A 15535-nucleotide genomic window follows, 5' to 3' on the forward strand; every position below is an offset into this window, starting at 1 on the left:
ATGCCCTTCACGGGCGGCTTCGCAGAACTGCATAGTGTGCGCCGTGCCACATTCGGGCGGCAACTGCGGCGCACCGCGCGCGCGATGACGGGTATCGTATGTCCGGTCGGTCCGATACCGCACTCATGACTTCGCCTGTGCATCTGCCGGTGCACACGGCCCTAACGCGTCCCCTCGCACCAAACATCGATTTAGCCGTAGGAGAATCAATATGGCAAAGAACCCCTATAGCCGCCGGACCTTCCTGAAAAGCTCCGCGTCCGCTGCGGCGTTAATGTCGCTTCCCATTCCCGGCATGACCGCTACCACGGGCCATGTCCGGGTGGAATGGCAAACGTTCAAAACGACGCCGCAGTATGCGTCGTTTCTCAACGCGATCAAGTTGATGAAGGCCGTCACCGACGCCAGCAAGCCGACATCCTGGACGTACTGGGTGAATGTTCACCTGAACTATTGCCCGCACATGGCCCCGTACTTCTTTGCATGGCACCGGGGCTATCTCTACTATTTCGAGCAGCAACTGCGAACCGTAAGCGGAGACAGCTCGCTCACGTTGCCTTATTGGGATTACTACGCGCATCCGACCATTCCGAGCGAGTTTCTCGATAGCGCGACGGGTAATCCGTTGTATGTGTCGGGCCGCCAGAACTCGAACGTCTATAACGCGCTGACCATGGCGCCCTTTTCGACGCAGGTCAATAACTTCCAGCGCGGCACCAGCAATTCCTACGAAGCGTCGTTCGAAAATGCGCCGCACAATCCGGTGCACGACATTATCGGTGGATGGATGGCCGACATGCAGTCGCCGACCGATCCTATCTTCTATCTGCATCACGCAAACGTCGACCGCCTGTTCGACGGATGGGCGGGCCTCGCGCGAACCAATTATCCGTCGCCGACGGATTCGTACTGGAACGGCTCGTTCACGTATGCGTCGGGACTCACGATAGCGAAGTCGAAGACGTATCAGCCTTCGGCGCTGGGCTATTCGTACGCGAACAACTCGTTGCCGACGTCCATGCCGCCGAGCGCGCAGGTGGGCAGAATCATCCGCGTGCAGGCGCAGATTCCGCCGATCCGCACGCGTCCGGCCATCGGCAACTTCAGCGCGACCGGGCCCCGCTCCATCGGGAACGGTCGCCGCTCGCTCGGCGGCGTGGCAAATCTCAAGCTCAGCGAGCATTCGGTGAGCGCGGCGGTCTCGCTGGCATCGTCGGATGTGACGGCGCTGCAAACCGCGGTGACGTCGACGTTGACGACTCCCGCGGCCACGAACGCCAACCCGAACGCCCAGGCAGCGCCCGGTCAGGCCAAGTTCGCGAAGATCGTGCTCGACACTGTGACGGTCACGTCGCTCGGCAAGCAAGGCGGCTATTTCTATAACGTGTACGTCAACTTGCCGTCTGCCGGCGACGCCGATCCGAGCGCGCAAGCGCGCTTCGTCGGAACGATTGGACCGTTCGAAGTGTCGGCGGCCATGCACCATGCGGGCGGCACGCTGATGCTCCCGGCGAATGATGCGCTGCGAGGCCTGACGCCCGCAGAGCTGAAGCAAGTCGTCGTCTCGCTCGTGCGCGTGAATGGCGACAATTCGCCGACGGGCGTCGTCATGTCGATGAACGAACTGCGCCTCGAACTCGCGACGACTGCCGACTGACGCTGCTGGCGGCATCGAAGCGAAGAGCCCGTCGCATTGCGACGGGCTTTTTTCTTTGTGCTCGCGCTGTTCGTCACGCGGGCGAAAGCCGGCCTACTCGCTGCCTACTCGCTACCTACTCGCTACCTACTCGCTACCCATCGGCCCCTGAATGGTGAGGCTGTTTTTGACCGACGTGACGCCCGGCGTGTTCGACGCCGCGCGCGTTGCCACATCGATCTCCGATTGGTCCGCGACGGACCCTTGCAGCATCACGGCGCCGTTCTTCACTCGCACCGTAATGCGCGCAGTGTTGAGCCCCTTGGTGCGAGTGAGCGAGCGGATGACGTCCTTGCGCAGCGCGCGATCAGCGGTCTTGTCTTGCTGACGAGGGGCGGAGGCGGCGTCCGCGCTCGCGGGAACGCCGCTCGCGGCTTGCGCATGCGCTAGAGCCACCGTCGCGCACAACACCGGCAGAAGGAGGTATTTCTTCAAATTCTTCAACATGTTTCCCCTGAAATGACCGCGCCAGCCGATGCAGACGCGGCAGATGTTCTTCAACGCTGGACCTGCAACGCGCGCCCGCTGTCGAACCTGAAACCATTCGTACCGCGAAACGCCGTCGCCCACGGTCCTCTTGCCACGGCAAGCATAGGCGCATTACCCGATGCCTCACCCCCTCGTGAATAGGGGGCGCGACCGGCGAGCGCGGTACGGAAGGCCGCGCCTTCACCGTGATTCGGTCGTGAGCAGCGCGTGAATCATTCTTGCCAGCAGATACGGCGTGTCCGGTGCGGCGAGAGAGTCGGGCCGTTCGGGCACCATCGCGCGGGGCAGCGCAAGCAGCGGGTGAAGCACCATGAACCGCGCCTTTTCCGCGTCCCGCACGCGGATTTCCGACTGGAAGCGCGCCATCCATGCCGGCGTCGTGCCCAGATGCCAGATTTCCTCCGCCTTGACGAGAACCAGCCGCACGAGTTCGTCTTAGTGAATCGAGCGCACGTTGAAAGCCGGATCGAGCAGCATCTTCTTGCGATGCACGCCGAGTCCGGTCTTCGGCGTCAGCATCCCGGCATCAGCGACAGCTCGACGCCGGCTGGTGCGTCACCACCGTTCATCTGATCGGCGGCGCGAACGGCGCCAAGTTCGATTACTTGCTGCTGCGCGAGACCGGCACCAAGCTCGCCTACGCGCGAATGGCCGGCGTGCCGGGCCTGTGGCAGGAATGGACCGTCATGCTTGCCGGCAAGCCCGTGCATCAACTGGTGCTAGCCGGACAGCCGCGCGTCAAGCTGCGCGAACTGCGACTGCCGGGCGGCGGCGTGCGCGGCGGCAAAGTCCCGCTCGGGGATGCCGTCGAACAGCGTCGCGCCTGGCAGCAATGCCGCGATGCCCGCGAGCAGCTCATCGCGCGATTCGTTGCGGTAGTCGTCGAACACCGCGCCGATCAGCGCATCCATCGTCGCGAAGTATTCGTAGAGCGAACCGATGGCGACGCCCGCGCTTTCCGCCACGCGCAACGCCGTCAGCGCTTCGCGTCCTTCGTTTTCCAGAATGCTGCGGCCGGTCTCCTTCAACGCCGTGACGAGCGCCACGGAGTGAGCCTGCTCCGGCGCCTTGCGAAGGCCCCGCGGCCGCTTCACGCGGACCAAGCAGTCGTGCCCGGCCAGTGTCGCTGGACGATCCGTTAAAGCATTCCTTCCCCCGATGATGGCGGCCGCGCGCTGCGGCCCGCGACATGTCCGCTCCGACTATAGGCAGTGGCCCGCGCGCGTTCACCCCTCGTTTCGAGGGGCGGCAGCGTCGGTCCGATGCGCCACCATGCCGGTCAGAACCGGCTCGGCCGCGAAATCATCGTCCGCCTTGTCCGCCTCGTCCGCCACGATCGCAATCGGGTTGAGGCCGGCGTCGTCATGCCCTCAGACCACTCAGGAAGAACCATGAGCTACACCCCGCCCATCCGCGACATGATGTTCGTGATGACCGAGCTCGCCGGACTCAATACGGTCGCCGCGCTGCCCGGTTGCGCCGATGCAACCCGCGACACGGCGCGGGCCATTCTCGAAGAAGGCGCGAGGCTGTGCGGCGAAGTGCTTGCGCCGTTGAACGCGGCGGGCGACCGTCAGCCTCCCGTCTGGCGCGACGGCGAAGTGAGCGCGTCGCCAGGGTTCGCCGAGGCGTTCGCGCAGTTCGTGAAAGGCGGCTGGCAAGGCTTGATGCATCCCGTGGAGTTCGGCGGCCAGGGGCTGCCCAAGTTGATCGCCGCGCCGTGCCTCGAAATGCTGATGGCCGCCAACCTGTCGTTCGGCACCTGCCCGTCGCTCACCGACGGCGCCATCGACGCCTTGCTGCTCGCGGGCTCCGCCGAGCAGAAGGCGCGGTATCTGCCCAAGCTGATCAGCGGCGAGTGGACCGGCACCATGAACCTGACCGAGCCGCAGGTCGGCTCCGATCTCGCCCTGCTGCGCGCGCGCGCCGAACCGGCGGAAGACGGCGCGTATCGCGTGTTCGGCACCAAGATCTTCATCACGTGGGGCGAGCACGACATGGCGTCGAATATCGTCCATCTCGTGCTGGCGCGCACGCCGGACGCGCCCGAGGGCATCAAGGGCATCTCGCTCTTTCTGGTGCCGAAATTCCTCCCGAACGCGGACGGCTCGCCCGGCAAGCGCAACGACGTGCACTGCGTCTCGCTCGAACACAAGCTCGGCATCCGGGCGAGCCCGACGGCAGTGCTGCAATTCGGCGATGGCGGCGGCGCGACGGGCTTTCTCATCGGCGAGAAAAACCGCGGCCTCGAATACATGTTCGTGATGATGAACGCGGCGCGCTTCGCTGTCGGCCTGCAGGGAATCGGCATGGCGGACCGGGCTTACCAGAAGGCGGCCGCGTATGCTAAGGAACGCGTGCAAAGCCGCCCGGTGGACGGCTCGTCGGAGCGGGCGGTTCCGATCATCCGCCATCCGGACGTGAAGCGCATGCTCGCCACCATGCGCGCGCTCACGGAAGGCGCGCGCGCCCTCGCCTACGCAGCGGCTTCGCATCACGATATCGCGCAGCACCATGCCGATGACGCCGTGCGCGCCGAACACCGCGCGATCTACGAATTTCTCGTCCCGATCGTCAAGGGCTACAGCACGGAGCTGTCGGTGGAAGTGACGAGCATCGGCATTCAGGTGCACGGCGGCATGGGGTTCATCGAGGAGACCGGCGCGGCGCAGTACTATCGCGACGCGCGCATTCTGCCGATCTACGAAGGCACCACGGCGATTCAGGCGAACGACCTGCTCGGCCGCAAGACGCTGCGCGATCGCGGCGCGGTCGCGACGCAAATGCTGGCGCGCATCGACCAGACGCTCGGCGCATTGCGCGCGCATCCGGCGTTCGGCGTTCGCCCGGCGTTCGCGGCGATGCACGGCCATCTCGGTGCGGGCCGCGCCGCGCTCGCGCGTGCGATCGACTTCATCTTGACGCATGCCAAGTCGGACCCGAACGCGGTCTTCGCGGGCAGCGTGCCTTATCTGATGCTTTCCGGCACCGTGCTGTGCGGCTGGCAGATGGCGCGCGCGCTCATGGCCGCATCGGCGCCGCAAGCGGGCGATCCGCTCTTCTGCGGCGCGAAGGAGGCGACGGCGCATTTCTACGCGACGCACGTTCTGCCGCGCGCCCTGACGCTCGAAGTCGCGATTCTGAGCGCACGAGGCGACGACGGCGTGCTCGCACTGCGGGACGAGCAGTTCTGAGCAAAGGCGCTTTCGCTCGCAGCGAAGGCCACGCAAGGACTACACGCGCCGCCCGCTATTTCAGAGGAGGCGGCGCGTTGGTCAGCATCGCTAATCTCGTAACGTGCCGCATCGCCGGCGCCGGCAGCGACGCGAACATTGCGCATCGGGCTCGCGGCATCGGCTTGCCGGCACCGACTCGCCGCCCGTCCGGCGGGCGAACAACCATCGTAGACAGCATGAAACGTTCGGCGGTTATTGGACCGACCGGCACGATGTCACCAATGCCGGGTTCGCCCGCTTCGTCGCGGCGACGGGCTATGTGACCACGGCCGAGCGCAAGCCTCGCTGAGAAGATCTGCAAGTGCAGTTGCCGCCGGGCACGCCTCGTCCGCCCGAGAGCACGCTCGTGCCCGGCGCGCTCGTCTTTGCCGGCACGGACGCCCCCGTGCCGCTTAACGACTACACGCGCTGGTGGAAGTTCGTGCCCGGCGCGAACTGGCGGCATCCGGCCGGGCCTGACAGCAGCATCGTCGGCAAGGAAAATCATCCGGTGGTTCAGGTGTCGTACGAGGATGCGCTCGCCTATGCGCGCTGGGCGCACAAGCGGCTGCCGACCGAGGCCGAATGGGAATATGCCGCGCGTGGCGGCCTGCAACAGGCGGACTTTGCGTGGGGCGCGGAATTCGCGCCGGGCGGCCGGCAGATGGCCAACACCTGGAATGACAGCGCCCACGCGTTCCCCGTCAATCTTCCGGACGCGCATGACAAGGTGCAGGTCGGCACGTCGCCGGTCGGCAGTTTTCCGGCCAACGGCTATGGCTCTTCGACATGGCGGGCAACTGCCGCTAACGCAAAACGCCGCGCGCTTTCGCAAGCGCGCGGCGTTCTGAGCGATGCTCCCAGCGTCAGTGTTGCGCCTGCAGGACTTCGTCCTCGAAGATGACCGATTGCCCGAGTTCGGCCCACGCACGGGCAGCCGACAGGTAATGTTCTTCGATACTGCCGCGCTTGATCTTCATCGTTGGGGTGAGCAGGCCGCTGTCGATCCGCCATGAATCCTTCACGACCACGATGAAGTCCAGCTTCTCGTGGTCTTCCAGCGTCGCATTCACGTTGTCCAGCAACGCGCGCAATTCCGCCCGCATCGCTTCGCGCGTCGCGGGGGCTTCGAGGTCGCCCTGTCCCGCCGCCGACAGCATCATGAGCGCGAACGGTTGCGCGAACGCCGGTCCCGTGACGCAGACCGCTTCCACCTTCGGATGACCCAGCCGGTTCTCGATCGGCGCCGGGGCCACGTATTTGCCCTTGCTCGTCTTGAAGATCTCCTTTACGCGACCGGTGATCTTCAGCCGGCCGATCTCATCGAGCTCGCCGCGATCGCCCGTCCTGAAGAATCCGTCCTCCGTGACACTCTCGGCGGTCAGTTCAGGCTGGCGATAGTACCCGAGCATCATGGTCGGCGATTTGAGCAGAATCTCGCCGTTCTCGGCGATCTTGCATTCGACGTCGGGCATCGCCTGACCCGAATAGCCGAGGCGCACGAGGCCCGGGCGGCTGTAGTGCGAATACGAGAAGTTCTCCGTCATGCCGTAGACGTCCAGCAGTTCGAGCCCAAGCGCGCGATACCAGTTCGTAATCTGCTCCGGCAGCGGCGCGGAGCCGGTGAACGCGAGCCGCGTTGCGTCGAGGCCGAGCATGGTCAGTATCTGGCGCTTGAGCGCGGCGGCTTCGGGCGTGTCCGTGTGCAGCACCGCCTGTTGCTCTTGCGGCAGTTTCGCGCAGATGCCCTGGTAGAACTTGGTCCACAGGCGCGGCATGGAGATGAAGACCGTGGGCCGCGCCCGCAACAAGTCCTGCACGAACGTGGCGAGGCTGTCGTTGAAGAACACGCGAAAGCCGCTGTAGAGCGAATTCGCCTCGACGAAGGAACGCTCCGCCGTGTGCGCGAGCGGCAGATAGGAGAGCACGCGGTCGGCCGGCGTGTAGCCGCCGAAGTCGCCGGAACGCGTGGCGTAGGCGTAGATGGTGCCGAAGCTGTGCATGACGCCCTTCGGACGCCCGGTGCTGCCCGAGGTGTAGATGATCGTCGCGAGTTCGTCGGGCGACGGCAGATGCACGTCTTCGAGCGGCGCGGTATCGGCGACGATATCGCTCCACCACGACGCATCGGGCGTGGGCGGCGACATCGGCAGGCCGACGAGCCGCGCGTTCGCGGGAACCACTTTGCGGATGGCGTTCCATGCGTCGGTTACGCCGTCGAGCTTGCCGACGAATACCACGCGCACGTTGCAATGCTCGAAGACGTATTGGGCGGTATCGGGATTGATCGTGGGATAGAGCGGCACCGAAACGTGCCCGGCGAGCCAGATGGCCAGATCCGCGATGATCCAGTGCGCGCTGTTCTTGCCGACGATGGAGATAGAGCTGCCTGGCGGCAACTGTAACGAGCGCAGCCAGCCGGCCATGCGCCGCGCCTCGTCGCCGACGTCCTTCCACGTATAGTCGACGACGTGTCCGTCCGGCGTCGGTTCGGTCAGATAGATCGCGTCGGGTTGCGCTTGCTCCCAGTGTAGAAAGCGATGAACCAGGGTTCCCGAATTCGTACCGCTCATGATGTCTCCCATTATTTTTTGATGATGTGCCGCGTCCGGGCTTGGTGGGCGTCTGCCGCGCGTGCCGCCTCGGCCGAAGGCTGACGCTCGCTCGCTGCAACGGTGCCGGCGTGATGCCGTCGAGGGCGCGCCGCCGTCGTACGCGAGCTGACACAACAATACGCTGATACCGTTCTGCGTCGCCCACCCGTAAATAGGGGGGACGCGGCAACGGAAATGGATGAAGCGCGTGCTTAAGCGGGAGCGGCGCAGCTTAGGGCGAGCTCGGACTGGAATTGTATTCGGGGGAACATGCGCCCGGCGGCCGGGGCGCGGTGGCACGCAGCGGTGCCTGAATGACGAACGCGGCAGCCGCGGACTCCTCACGGACCCGCGCGCCGCCGCGTGCAGCGCAGGCTCGCTTGCGCGAGCCCGGCATGGGTCGCCTGAACCTGTCGTTCAGGACTGAATGAACGCGAGCAGGTCGGCGTTGAGCGTTTCCGCGTTGACCGTCAGCATGCCGTGCGAGAAGCCGGGATACGTCTTCAGCGTGCCGTTCTTGAGCAGCTTGATCGACTTGAGCGCGGCATCGGCGATGGGCACGATCTGATCGTCCTCGCCATGCAGCACGAGCGTCGGCACGGAGATGGATTGCAGGTCTTCCGTCTGGTCCGTCTCGGAGAACGCCTTGATGCCGTCGTAGTGCGCCTTCGCGCTACCCATCATTCCCTGGCGCCACCAGTTCTGGATCACGCCCTGATGCGCGGTCGCGCCCGGACGATTGAATCCGTAGAACGGGCCCGCGGGAACATCGACGAAAAACTGCGCGCGGTTGTCGGCGAGCGCCTTCCGAAAGCCGTCGAACACGTCGAGCGGCAGACCTTCGGGATTCGCTTCGGTCTTGAGCATGAGCGGCGGCACGGCGCTGACGAGCACGGCCTTGGCCACGCGCCCCGCCGGTTCGCCGTGCTTCGCCACATAGCGCGCCACTTCGCCGCCGCCCGTCGAATGGCCGATATGCACCGCATTGCGCAGGTCGAGCGCCTCGACGACGGCGAAGGCGTCCGCCGCGTAGTGGTCCATGTCGTGCCCTTCCGAGACTTGCGTCGAGCGGCCATGACCGCGCCGGTCATGAGCGATCACGCGATAACCCTTCTGCACGAAGAAGAGCATCTGCGCGTCCCAGTCGTCGGAAGACAACGGCCAGCCGTGATGGAAGACGATCGGCTGCGCATCCTTCGGACCCCAGTCCTTGTAGAAGATTTCGACGTTGTCTTTCGTTGTGACGTACGGCATGGTCGTTTCCTTTTTGACGTTATGGAGCATGAGCCGGCGATCATTTTCCGGCGCCAATGTGACAGCCGCTACCGTGAGTGGCGGCTGGTACGACGAAGTGCGCAACGCGATGTGGGGAGAGTACGGACGCCGGCATCTTGACGGAAGAGCGGCGGATGCAATGCATTGTTGCACTGGTGCGACGTGCCTTGCAACGGAGGTGTCCGGATACCAGAGTTGGGGACGATGCGATGCCGAACGCTTAGCGGGATGACCGGCGCGGCGCGTTGCGCACGATGACGCCGCCGTGCGCGAAGCCGGTGCGAGTGTTCACTGATTCAGCGATATCTGCATGATTGCTGCGCCTGTCGTGCACCAGCAGTAAGCCGGTTGACGGACAGTGCGCCGGCCGTCTCGCGGTGAGTTCGCTATGCGCGGCAGATGAGATGCCGGCCCTCGTCCGCCGTTGCGCTTCAAAGTTGCGTAGTACCGACCGGCTCGACCAGACTGCCGGTCTCGATGACGCCCTCTTCCACGACGCGCGCCGTGACGCCTCCGAAACCTCGCACCGCGTTGTATCCACCGACGCCGAACGTTTCTTCCATGCGCGAACAGGGATGACATTCACCCGTCACGAGAAGAACCGCGCCGCCGATGCGGACCTGCCGGTCCTTCAGCGCGTTCAGGTTGATGCCCTCGGTGACGATGTTGCGCCGAAGATCCAGTGGCGAGACGTGCTCGCGCCCGAGATGGCTCGCAATTGCCCGCAGACTTTCGGCTGCGATCAGCGTGACTTGCCGGTTGCCGCGCGTGCGGCTGTAGTGATCGCCTTCGAGCCCTTCGTCCGTCGATGCGTGGACCGAGCGCACTTCCACGAGCGCCGCGCGCAGGCCGATCCAGACTACATGGCCCGCACGAACCGGCGCGAGCATGAGGCGGGTCAGTGGGGAATCGGGATTGAGCGGCATCGGTGAATGAGCGCAGCGCGGCGATGGGCCATTCTGCCGCGGTTCAGCTATCCGCGCTGGTCGGCGTCCAGCCGAACGCGTCCTCGAAGCGCTCGCGAAACGGCGTCCGGATGCCCGCGGGCGATTGCCGGACATAGGCTTCGGCGCGGTTGCGTTCTTCTTCGCCGAGCGATTGCAGATAAGTCACCGCTTCATCGACACTCGGCATGCGGCCGTTGACCTCGCGCGATTTGGGCGGCAGCGCCGTCCAGATCACGGCGTCGGCCCCGTTGCGTTCGAGCCATGACGCAATGGCATGCGATTGCGGGTACGCCATGCCATGAGGCGCGGGAATGCTCCCGATCCATTCGACGACATTGGCGCGGACATCCTCGCGCGCGCGCAACGCCTCGCGCGCGGCGTCGAGGGAGTCGAGAGCGACGCGTGCCCAGAATGTGGGTTGCAACGGTCCCGATTCCAGGACGACGAGACTCACGATCTCGCCGTCGGAATGACGCGCGAACTCCAGCGGAAGCAGCGGACCGCCCTCGCGCCATTGCCCGTCGATGGGGAACCCTTTCAGGTTCCATAGCAACGACCCCCACGCCACACAGACGATGTTCATGCCGCTTCGCTTTCGATATTGAGGCTGGAGGCACGGAGCACGCCGCGTGCCCATCAGTTGCGGGGCGCGCGGCGCCAGCCATCATGCGGATTCGCGCGGACTGCCGGTCGGCGCGACGGCAAGCGAGGCCGGAGCCGACGTGCGCCGCAATGCGATCAACAGCACGAGCGCCCCGCCGATCAGGCCAAACGCCATCACGTCGAAAGCCACGTACAGGCTTCCGGTCGCGGACTGTATCGCGCCGACCGCCGCAGGACTCACGATGCCTGCCGTCGTGCCGATGCTGCTGATCATCGCGATGCCGCCCGCCGCGCCGCCCGGCTTGAGCAAGGCCGGCGGGATGGTCCAGAAGAGCGAGATCGCCGACAGTGCCGCCGCGCAGCCGACGCTCATCAGCGCGATGGACAACGCCAGATGGCCGCGCGCGAAGCCCAGCGCGATGAAGCAGCCGGCCCCGGCGCACATGGTCAGCGCGAGATGCCAGCGCCTTTCCTGACGGCGATCGGAACTGCGCCCGAGAAGGTACATGCCGGCGAGCGCGACCACATAGGGCAGGCTGGCTAACGCCCCGATCGTGCTCAGATTGTCGATGCCCATGCTGCGGATCAGCGTCGGCATCCAGTAGGAAACCGTGTTGGATCCGCCGTAGATGCAGAAGTACACGAGTCCCATCACGTAGACAATCGGGTTGCGCAGCACCTCGGCGAACGATGCATGTCCGGCCGCTTGCTGATGTTCTGCAGCCAGCGCCGCCGCGATCACCTGCTTCTGCGCGTCGGTGAGCCACTGCGCGCGCGCGGGCCGGTCGGTCAGCCAGAACCACGCGACGACGCCCATGACGACCGCGGGCATGCCTTCGACGACGAAGAGCGCTTGCCAGTCGCGCAGCCACGCGTCGTGGCCGACGTGCGTCATGATCCAGCCGGCGAACGGTCCGCTGAGGATGCCCGCGACCACGCCCGACATCAGAAACGCAGCGGTAATGCGGCCGCGCAACGCGGACGGAAACCAGTAGCTGAGATACAGGATCATGCCGGAGAGAAAGCCTGCCTCCGCGATGCCGAGCAGAAAGCGCATCGCGATGAGCTGGTTCGGGCTCTTCACGAACGCGGTCAGCATCGTGACCGCGCCCCACAGGATCATGATGCGCGTGAGCGTGGCCCGCGCGCCGGCACGTTGAAGATAGAGATTGGCCGGGACTTCGAACAGCACATATCCCAGATAGAACACGGCTGCGCTCAAGCCATAGGCGGCGTCGCTCAGGCCGATGTCGTGCGCCATGCCCAGCTTCGCGAACGATATGTTCACCCGGTCGATCGCGTTGATCATGAACGCGATGAGCAGAAACGGCATCAGGCGTCCGATCACCTTGCGATAAGCCGCGCTGTCCTCCTGCATGATGGCCCCGCCTGAAAGCGCGGCCGGTTCGTTCAACTGGCTCATGAAGCTGCTCCTCACATGTTGATATGTTCTGGTTTGCGTAGAAGGATGAATGCTTCGCAGTACGATGTATTAAACGCGTGCCTGAATTGCGTCATGCCTCGATGCGCCGCTCGCATGCACCGCCGTCTATCTAGCGATGCATGCAGGCGTCATGCGCATCCGCGGGACACGCACGCACGCCGCGTCGCGAACATCATTTCGATGCGGCTTGCGACGGTTCCGTTGCCTCGTGGTTCTGCGCGCGCTTTCGGCCGGGCGCGCGACGGACAGGCGCGTCCTCCGGCGTAGCCGCTTCGTTTGCCGATGCCACTTCTTCTTGCATGACGGCGGGCTCGGTCGCAACGGCCTGGGTTTCTGCAGGTTTCAGTCGACGAATCGCCTCCAGTTCCGCGACGAGATGCCCGATGAGTTCCTGCGACTCTTCCTGCGACAGCACATGCCTGCACGCCGTGATGCCGAATTCCATCGACCCGGCGTAGCTTTGCACGGTGATGTTCACCGCGAGCCCGTGATACGGAATTGCCACCGGGTAGTAATGCACCATGCGCGCGCCGGCCATGTAGAGCGTGGTCGGCAGGCCGGGAACGTTCGAAATCAGCACATTGGCGACGCTCGGCAAGCGGCTCTGCAGATCGGTTCGCCCGAAGAGCGACGCCATGCCCGTCATCAGCCACGGCGCGCCGAAGACGGGCACCTGCGCGCCGAGCACCGGCTTCAATTCGCGGACGATGGCCTTCGCCGACTCCGACGAAGCGTGGATCGCCTTGAAGCGCTCGGCGCGGTCTGCGATGTCGGTCGCGAGATCGACGCGAACCGCGGACACCTGATTGTTCATGGACCGGTCGTCGTCGCTGCGCAGGCTGACCGGCACCATCGCGATCAGCGAGCTGTCGGGCAGCAAGTCGCGCTCGGCCAGAAAGCGCCGCAACGCGCCGCTGCACATGGCCATGACGAGCGTGTTCACCGTGCCGCCCACCGCCTTGCTGAGCGACTTCATCTCGTCGAACGGCAAGGACATGGTGGTGAACGAACGCTGATTGGTGATCGACGCATTGAAGATGGTCTTCGGCGCGATCCCGAGGTCGAGGCTGCGCTTGTCCTCGGTCAGCTTGCGCGAAGCGACCGCCTGCGTCGCGGTGCCGAGCGCCATGAAAGCCGTCGGCAGCAACGCACCGATGTCGCTGTACATCTTCGTGGTGTTGGAAACAGCGGCCTGCAACAGTTCCACGACGCCGAGCGGGTTCGCGTGACTGCGGCGCGTGCGGCGCGCGGGCGGCACCTCGCGGATCACCGGAGACACGTCGTACAGCACCTTGCCCATTTCCACGGCGGCCTTGCCGTCGATGGTGCTGTGATGCACCTTCGTGTAATACGCGATCTGGCCGTTCTCCAGGCCGTCGATCACATAGGCTTCCCACAACGGCCGGCTGCGGTCCAGGAGCGACGAGTGCAGCCGGGCGACCAGCTGCTCCAGTTGCGCCATGGTGCCGGGCCGACGCAACGTGAGACTGCGAACGTGATAGTCGATATCGACATCGTCGTCTTCCACCCAGATGGGATCGGCCAGCTCGAACGGCATTTGCGCGAGCTTCCGGTGAAAGAGGCTGCACAGATGCAGGCGCTTGGCCAGCACCGCTTTGACGTCCTCGAAAAAATCGCCGTTATAGCCGTCCGGAAGCTCGAAAAGCATCAGACTGCCGATATGCGTCGGCGTCTCGGGTGTTTCCAGATGCAGATACGAAGCGTCCGTGCTGCTCAGATGGTCCATTGCCGTGTCTCTCGTATTCATATAGTTTTTGATGCCGATGGCACGCCGTGACCCGGATCGCTCCCACCCCGGGCACGCCTGCCGATGGCCGTTACGACTTTTGCGACGTCTGCGACGTTTGCGACTGCTGTGGCGCTTCCGACTGCTGCAACGATCCTTGCAGATGCGTGACCCTTTCCTGCACACGGTCCTGCAGCACCTTCCAGGTCCTGTTGCGCACGGAGCCTTCCAGTTCAATGAGCTCGCGTATTCCCTGCATGGCCCGCGCGAGCGACTTCTGCCCGATCTCGGCGCGCTGTGCGATCGCCTGCGGACCCGTCAGGCCGTTGATGATTTCGGTCCATTGCGCCAGTTCTTCGAGCAGCAGCGCGTTGCGCCGCTCGACGATGGCATGGAAGCCGTCGTAGGCATCGCGGTTCGCCTGAAGCAGGGCGTCGATATCCTTGCGGTGCGATTCGGCCATCGCCGGCCAGTTCAGGTAACGCGCCCTGAAGCGTTCGATGAAGTTGCCATACGCGAGCAGCCCCGGCGGAAACGCCGGCTGATCGGTTTGCTGAGTGAAGTCCTGCGTCGTGCTTGTCATGCATCCTCCTTGAGCGGGTTGTATCAGGTGTGGAACGCTTAAATGCGGGAACTCAGGCGGCGGAACGCTGCCCTTCGCCACGAGCCGGGTCGCCATAGACGAAACGCCGCCAGCCCGCCTCTCGGTCGAACGGCCGCCACTGGCCTTCCGGCTGCGCGAGTCTGTCCGCGATCGCATACATTACGGCGGGATGATGACCCAGACCGCAATGGCTGCTTTCGACCTCGATGTTCTCGGAGGTCGCGCTCACGCGTTCGAGGCAACCCTGCCATGCCACGACGCCGTCGCTGCGGCTGTAGATCGCGGTGCTCGGCACGGGCGGCGGCTCTTTCATGAGCTCGCGTTGCGGCCAGTCGTCGGCTCTGCGGCCACTCAGCCGTTCGTAGTAACGCCAACCATGATTGGCTCGCGGCTCGCCCGCGAACGGACTGCCCAACGTGATGACGCTGCGCACGAGTTGCGGCGCATGGCGGGCGAGTTCCCGGGCGAACACGCCGCCGAGACTCCAGCCGATCACGCTGACCTTGCGGCCGGCACGCTCGGCGATGGTGGCCAGATTCGCGCGCATGTTGTCCTCGACGCCCGTGCGCGGGCCGAGATTCGCGCCGAGCGTCCATCCGAGCGCGTGGTAGCCGCGACTGCGCAGGAACATCCGCAGCAGCCGCGTGGAGAAGTCGCTCGCGCCGAAACCGGGCAGCACGAGGACCGGATGCCCGTCGCCGGTCGGCGCGAATTGCAGGAACGGGACGGCCGCGTAAAAGGCGCCGAGCTCGCAGATCGCGCGGGATTCGAGCATCAGAAGAAATCTCGACGGCGGCGCTGAAGGGTCGGACGGGGAATCCATGAGCATTCCTTGTTTGATTGAGGGTTGCCGCCGCGCATGCCGAACGGTCTGTTGCATGCCGGAGCGCAGCGTCGCCGTGCGTGACGGCGATCAACAGG

14 protein-coding genes and 1 pseudogene are annotated in these 15535 nt (G+C 64.9%); 3 read left to right on the plus strand and 12 right to left on the minus strand.

Going from position 1 to position 15535, the window contains the following annotated elements; genetic code table 11:
- Window positions 1-211 precede the first annotated feature (211 nt).
- Complete coding sequence (locus NCR37_RS21970; protein ID WP_250474930.1) at window positions 212-1657, plus strand: tyrosinase family protein; 1446 nt, start codon at window positions 212-214, stop codon at window positions 1655-1657.
- Window positions 1658-1783: 126 nt separating this feature from the next.
- Here the strand turns inward: NCR37_RS21970 and NCR37_RS21975 are convergent, their stop codons facing one another.
- The 4 genes from NCR37_RS21975 to NCR37_RS21990 form a co-directional block, all read right to left on the minus strand.
- A complete protein-coding gene (locus NCR37_RS21975) occupies window positions 1784-2143 on the minus strand; it encodes a BON domain-containing protein (RefSeq protein WP_250474931.1) in 360 nt (119 codons plus the stop codon).
- A 222-nt stretch (window positions 2144-2365) separates the two neighbouring features.
- A complete protein-coding gene (locus NCR37_RS21980; protein ID WP_250474932.1) occupies window positions 2366-2611 on the minus strand; it encodes a hypothetical protein in 246 nt (81 codons plus the stop codon).
- Between the two features lie 86 nt (window positions 2612-2697).
- The gene (locus NCR37_RS28560) at window positions 2698-2895 is read right to left on the minus strand and encodes a hypothetical protein (RefSeq protein WP_350029075.1); all 198 of its coding nucleotides are present in this window, start codon (window positions 2893-2895) and stop codon (window positions 2698-2700) included.
- A 9-nt stretch (window positions 2896-2904) separates the two neighbouring features.
- On the minus strand, window positions 2905-3231 hold the full coding sequence (locus NCR37_RS21990; protein ID WP_350029076.1) for a TetR family transcriptional regulator: 327 nt from the start codon (window positions 3229-3231) through the stop codon (window positions 2905-2907).
- Between the two features lie 345 nt (window positions 3232-3576).
- Here NCR37_RS21990 and NCR37_RS21995 point away from each other — a divergent pair, with 345 nt between their 5' ends.
- Complete coding sequence (locus tag NCR37_RS21995) at window positions 3577-5379, plus strand: acyl-CoA dehydrogenase (RefSeq protein WP_250474933.1); 1803 nt, start codon at window positions 3577-3579, stop codon at window positions 5377-5379.
- A 103-nt stretch (window positions 5380-5482) separates the two neighbouring features.
- Window positions 5483-6201, plus strand: a pseudogene (locus NCR37_RS22000) (SUMF1/EgtB/PvdO family nonheme iron enzyme); the annotation flags it as partial.
- Window positions 6202-6266: 65 nt separating this feature from the next.
- On the opposite strand, the gene NCR37_RS22005 reads toward NCR37_RS22000, so the two are convergent.
- The 8 genes from NCR37_RS22005 to NCR37_RS22040 form a co-directional block, all read right to left on the minus strand.
- Window positions 6267-7973, minus strand: a complete 1707-nt coding sequence (locus tag NCR37_RS22005) for an AMP-binding protein (RefSeq protein ID WP_250474934.1) — start codon at window positions 7971-7973, stop codon at window positions 6267-6269.
- Between the two features lie 438 nt (window positions 7974-8411).
- Complete coding sequence (locus NCR37_RS22010; protein WP_248324266.1) at window positions 8412-9248, minus strand: alpha/beta fold hydrolase; 837 nt, start codon at window positions 9246-9248, stop codon at window positions 8412-8414.
- 452 nt (window positions 9249-9700) lie between these two features.
- Window positions 9701-10195, minus strand: a complete 495-nt coding sequence (locus tag NCR37_RS22015) for an MOSC domain-containing protein (RefSeq protein ID WP_250474935.1) — start codon at window positions 10193-10195, stop codon at window positions 9701-9703.
- Window positions 10196-10238: 43 nt separating this feature from the next.
- On the minus strand, window positions 10239-10799 hold the full coding sequence (locus tag NCR37_RS22020) for a hypothetical protein (protein ID WP_250474936.1): 561 nt from the start codon (window positions 10797-10799) through the stop codon (window positions 10239-10241).
- A gap of 81 nt (window positions 10800-10880) precedes the next feature.
- Window positions 10881-12242, minus strand: coding sequence for an MFS transporter (locus tag NCR37_RS22025; RefSeq protein WP_250474937.1), 1362 nt, complete (start codon window positions 12240-12242; stop codon window positions 10881-10883).
- 193 nt (window positions 12243-12435) lie between these two features.
- Window positions 12436-14031, minus strand: a complete 1596-nt coding sequence (locus NCR37_RS22030; RefSeq protein ID WP_250474938.1) for a WS/DGAT/MGAT family O-acyltransferase — start codon at window positions 14029-14031, stop codon at window positions 12436-12438.
- 70 nt (window positions 14032-14101) lie between these two features.
- Window positions 14102-14593, minus strand: a complete 492-nt coding sequence (locus NCR37_RS22035; RefSeq protein ID WP_250474939.1) for a hypothetical protein — start codon at window positions 14591-14593, stop codon at window positions 14102-14104.
- A gap of 52 nt (window positions 14594-14645) precedes the next feature.
- Window positions 14646-15437, minus strand: coding sequence for an esterase/lipase family protein (locus tag NCR37_RS22040; RefSeq protein WP_250474940.1), 792 nt, complete (start codon window positions 15435-15437; stop codon window positions 14646-14648).
- Between the last annotated feature and the right edge of the window lie 98 nt (window positions 15438-15535).

It is taken from the genome of Caballeronia sp. GAFFF1, from assembly GCF_023630705.1.
GTDB lineage: Bacteria > Pseudomonadota > Gammaproteobacteria > Burkholderiales > Burkholderiaceae > Caballeronia.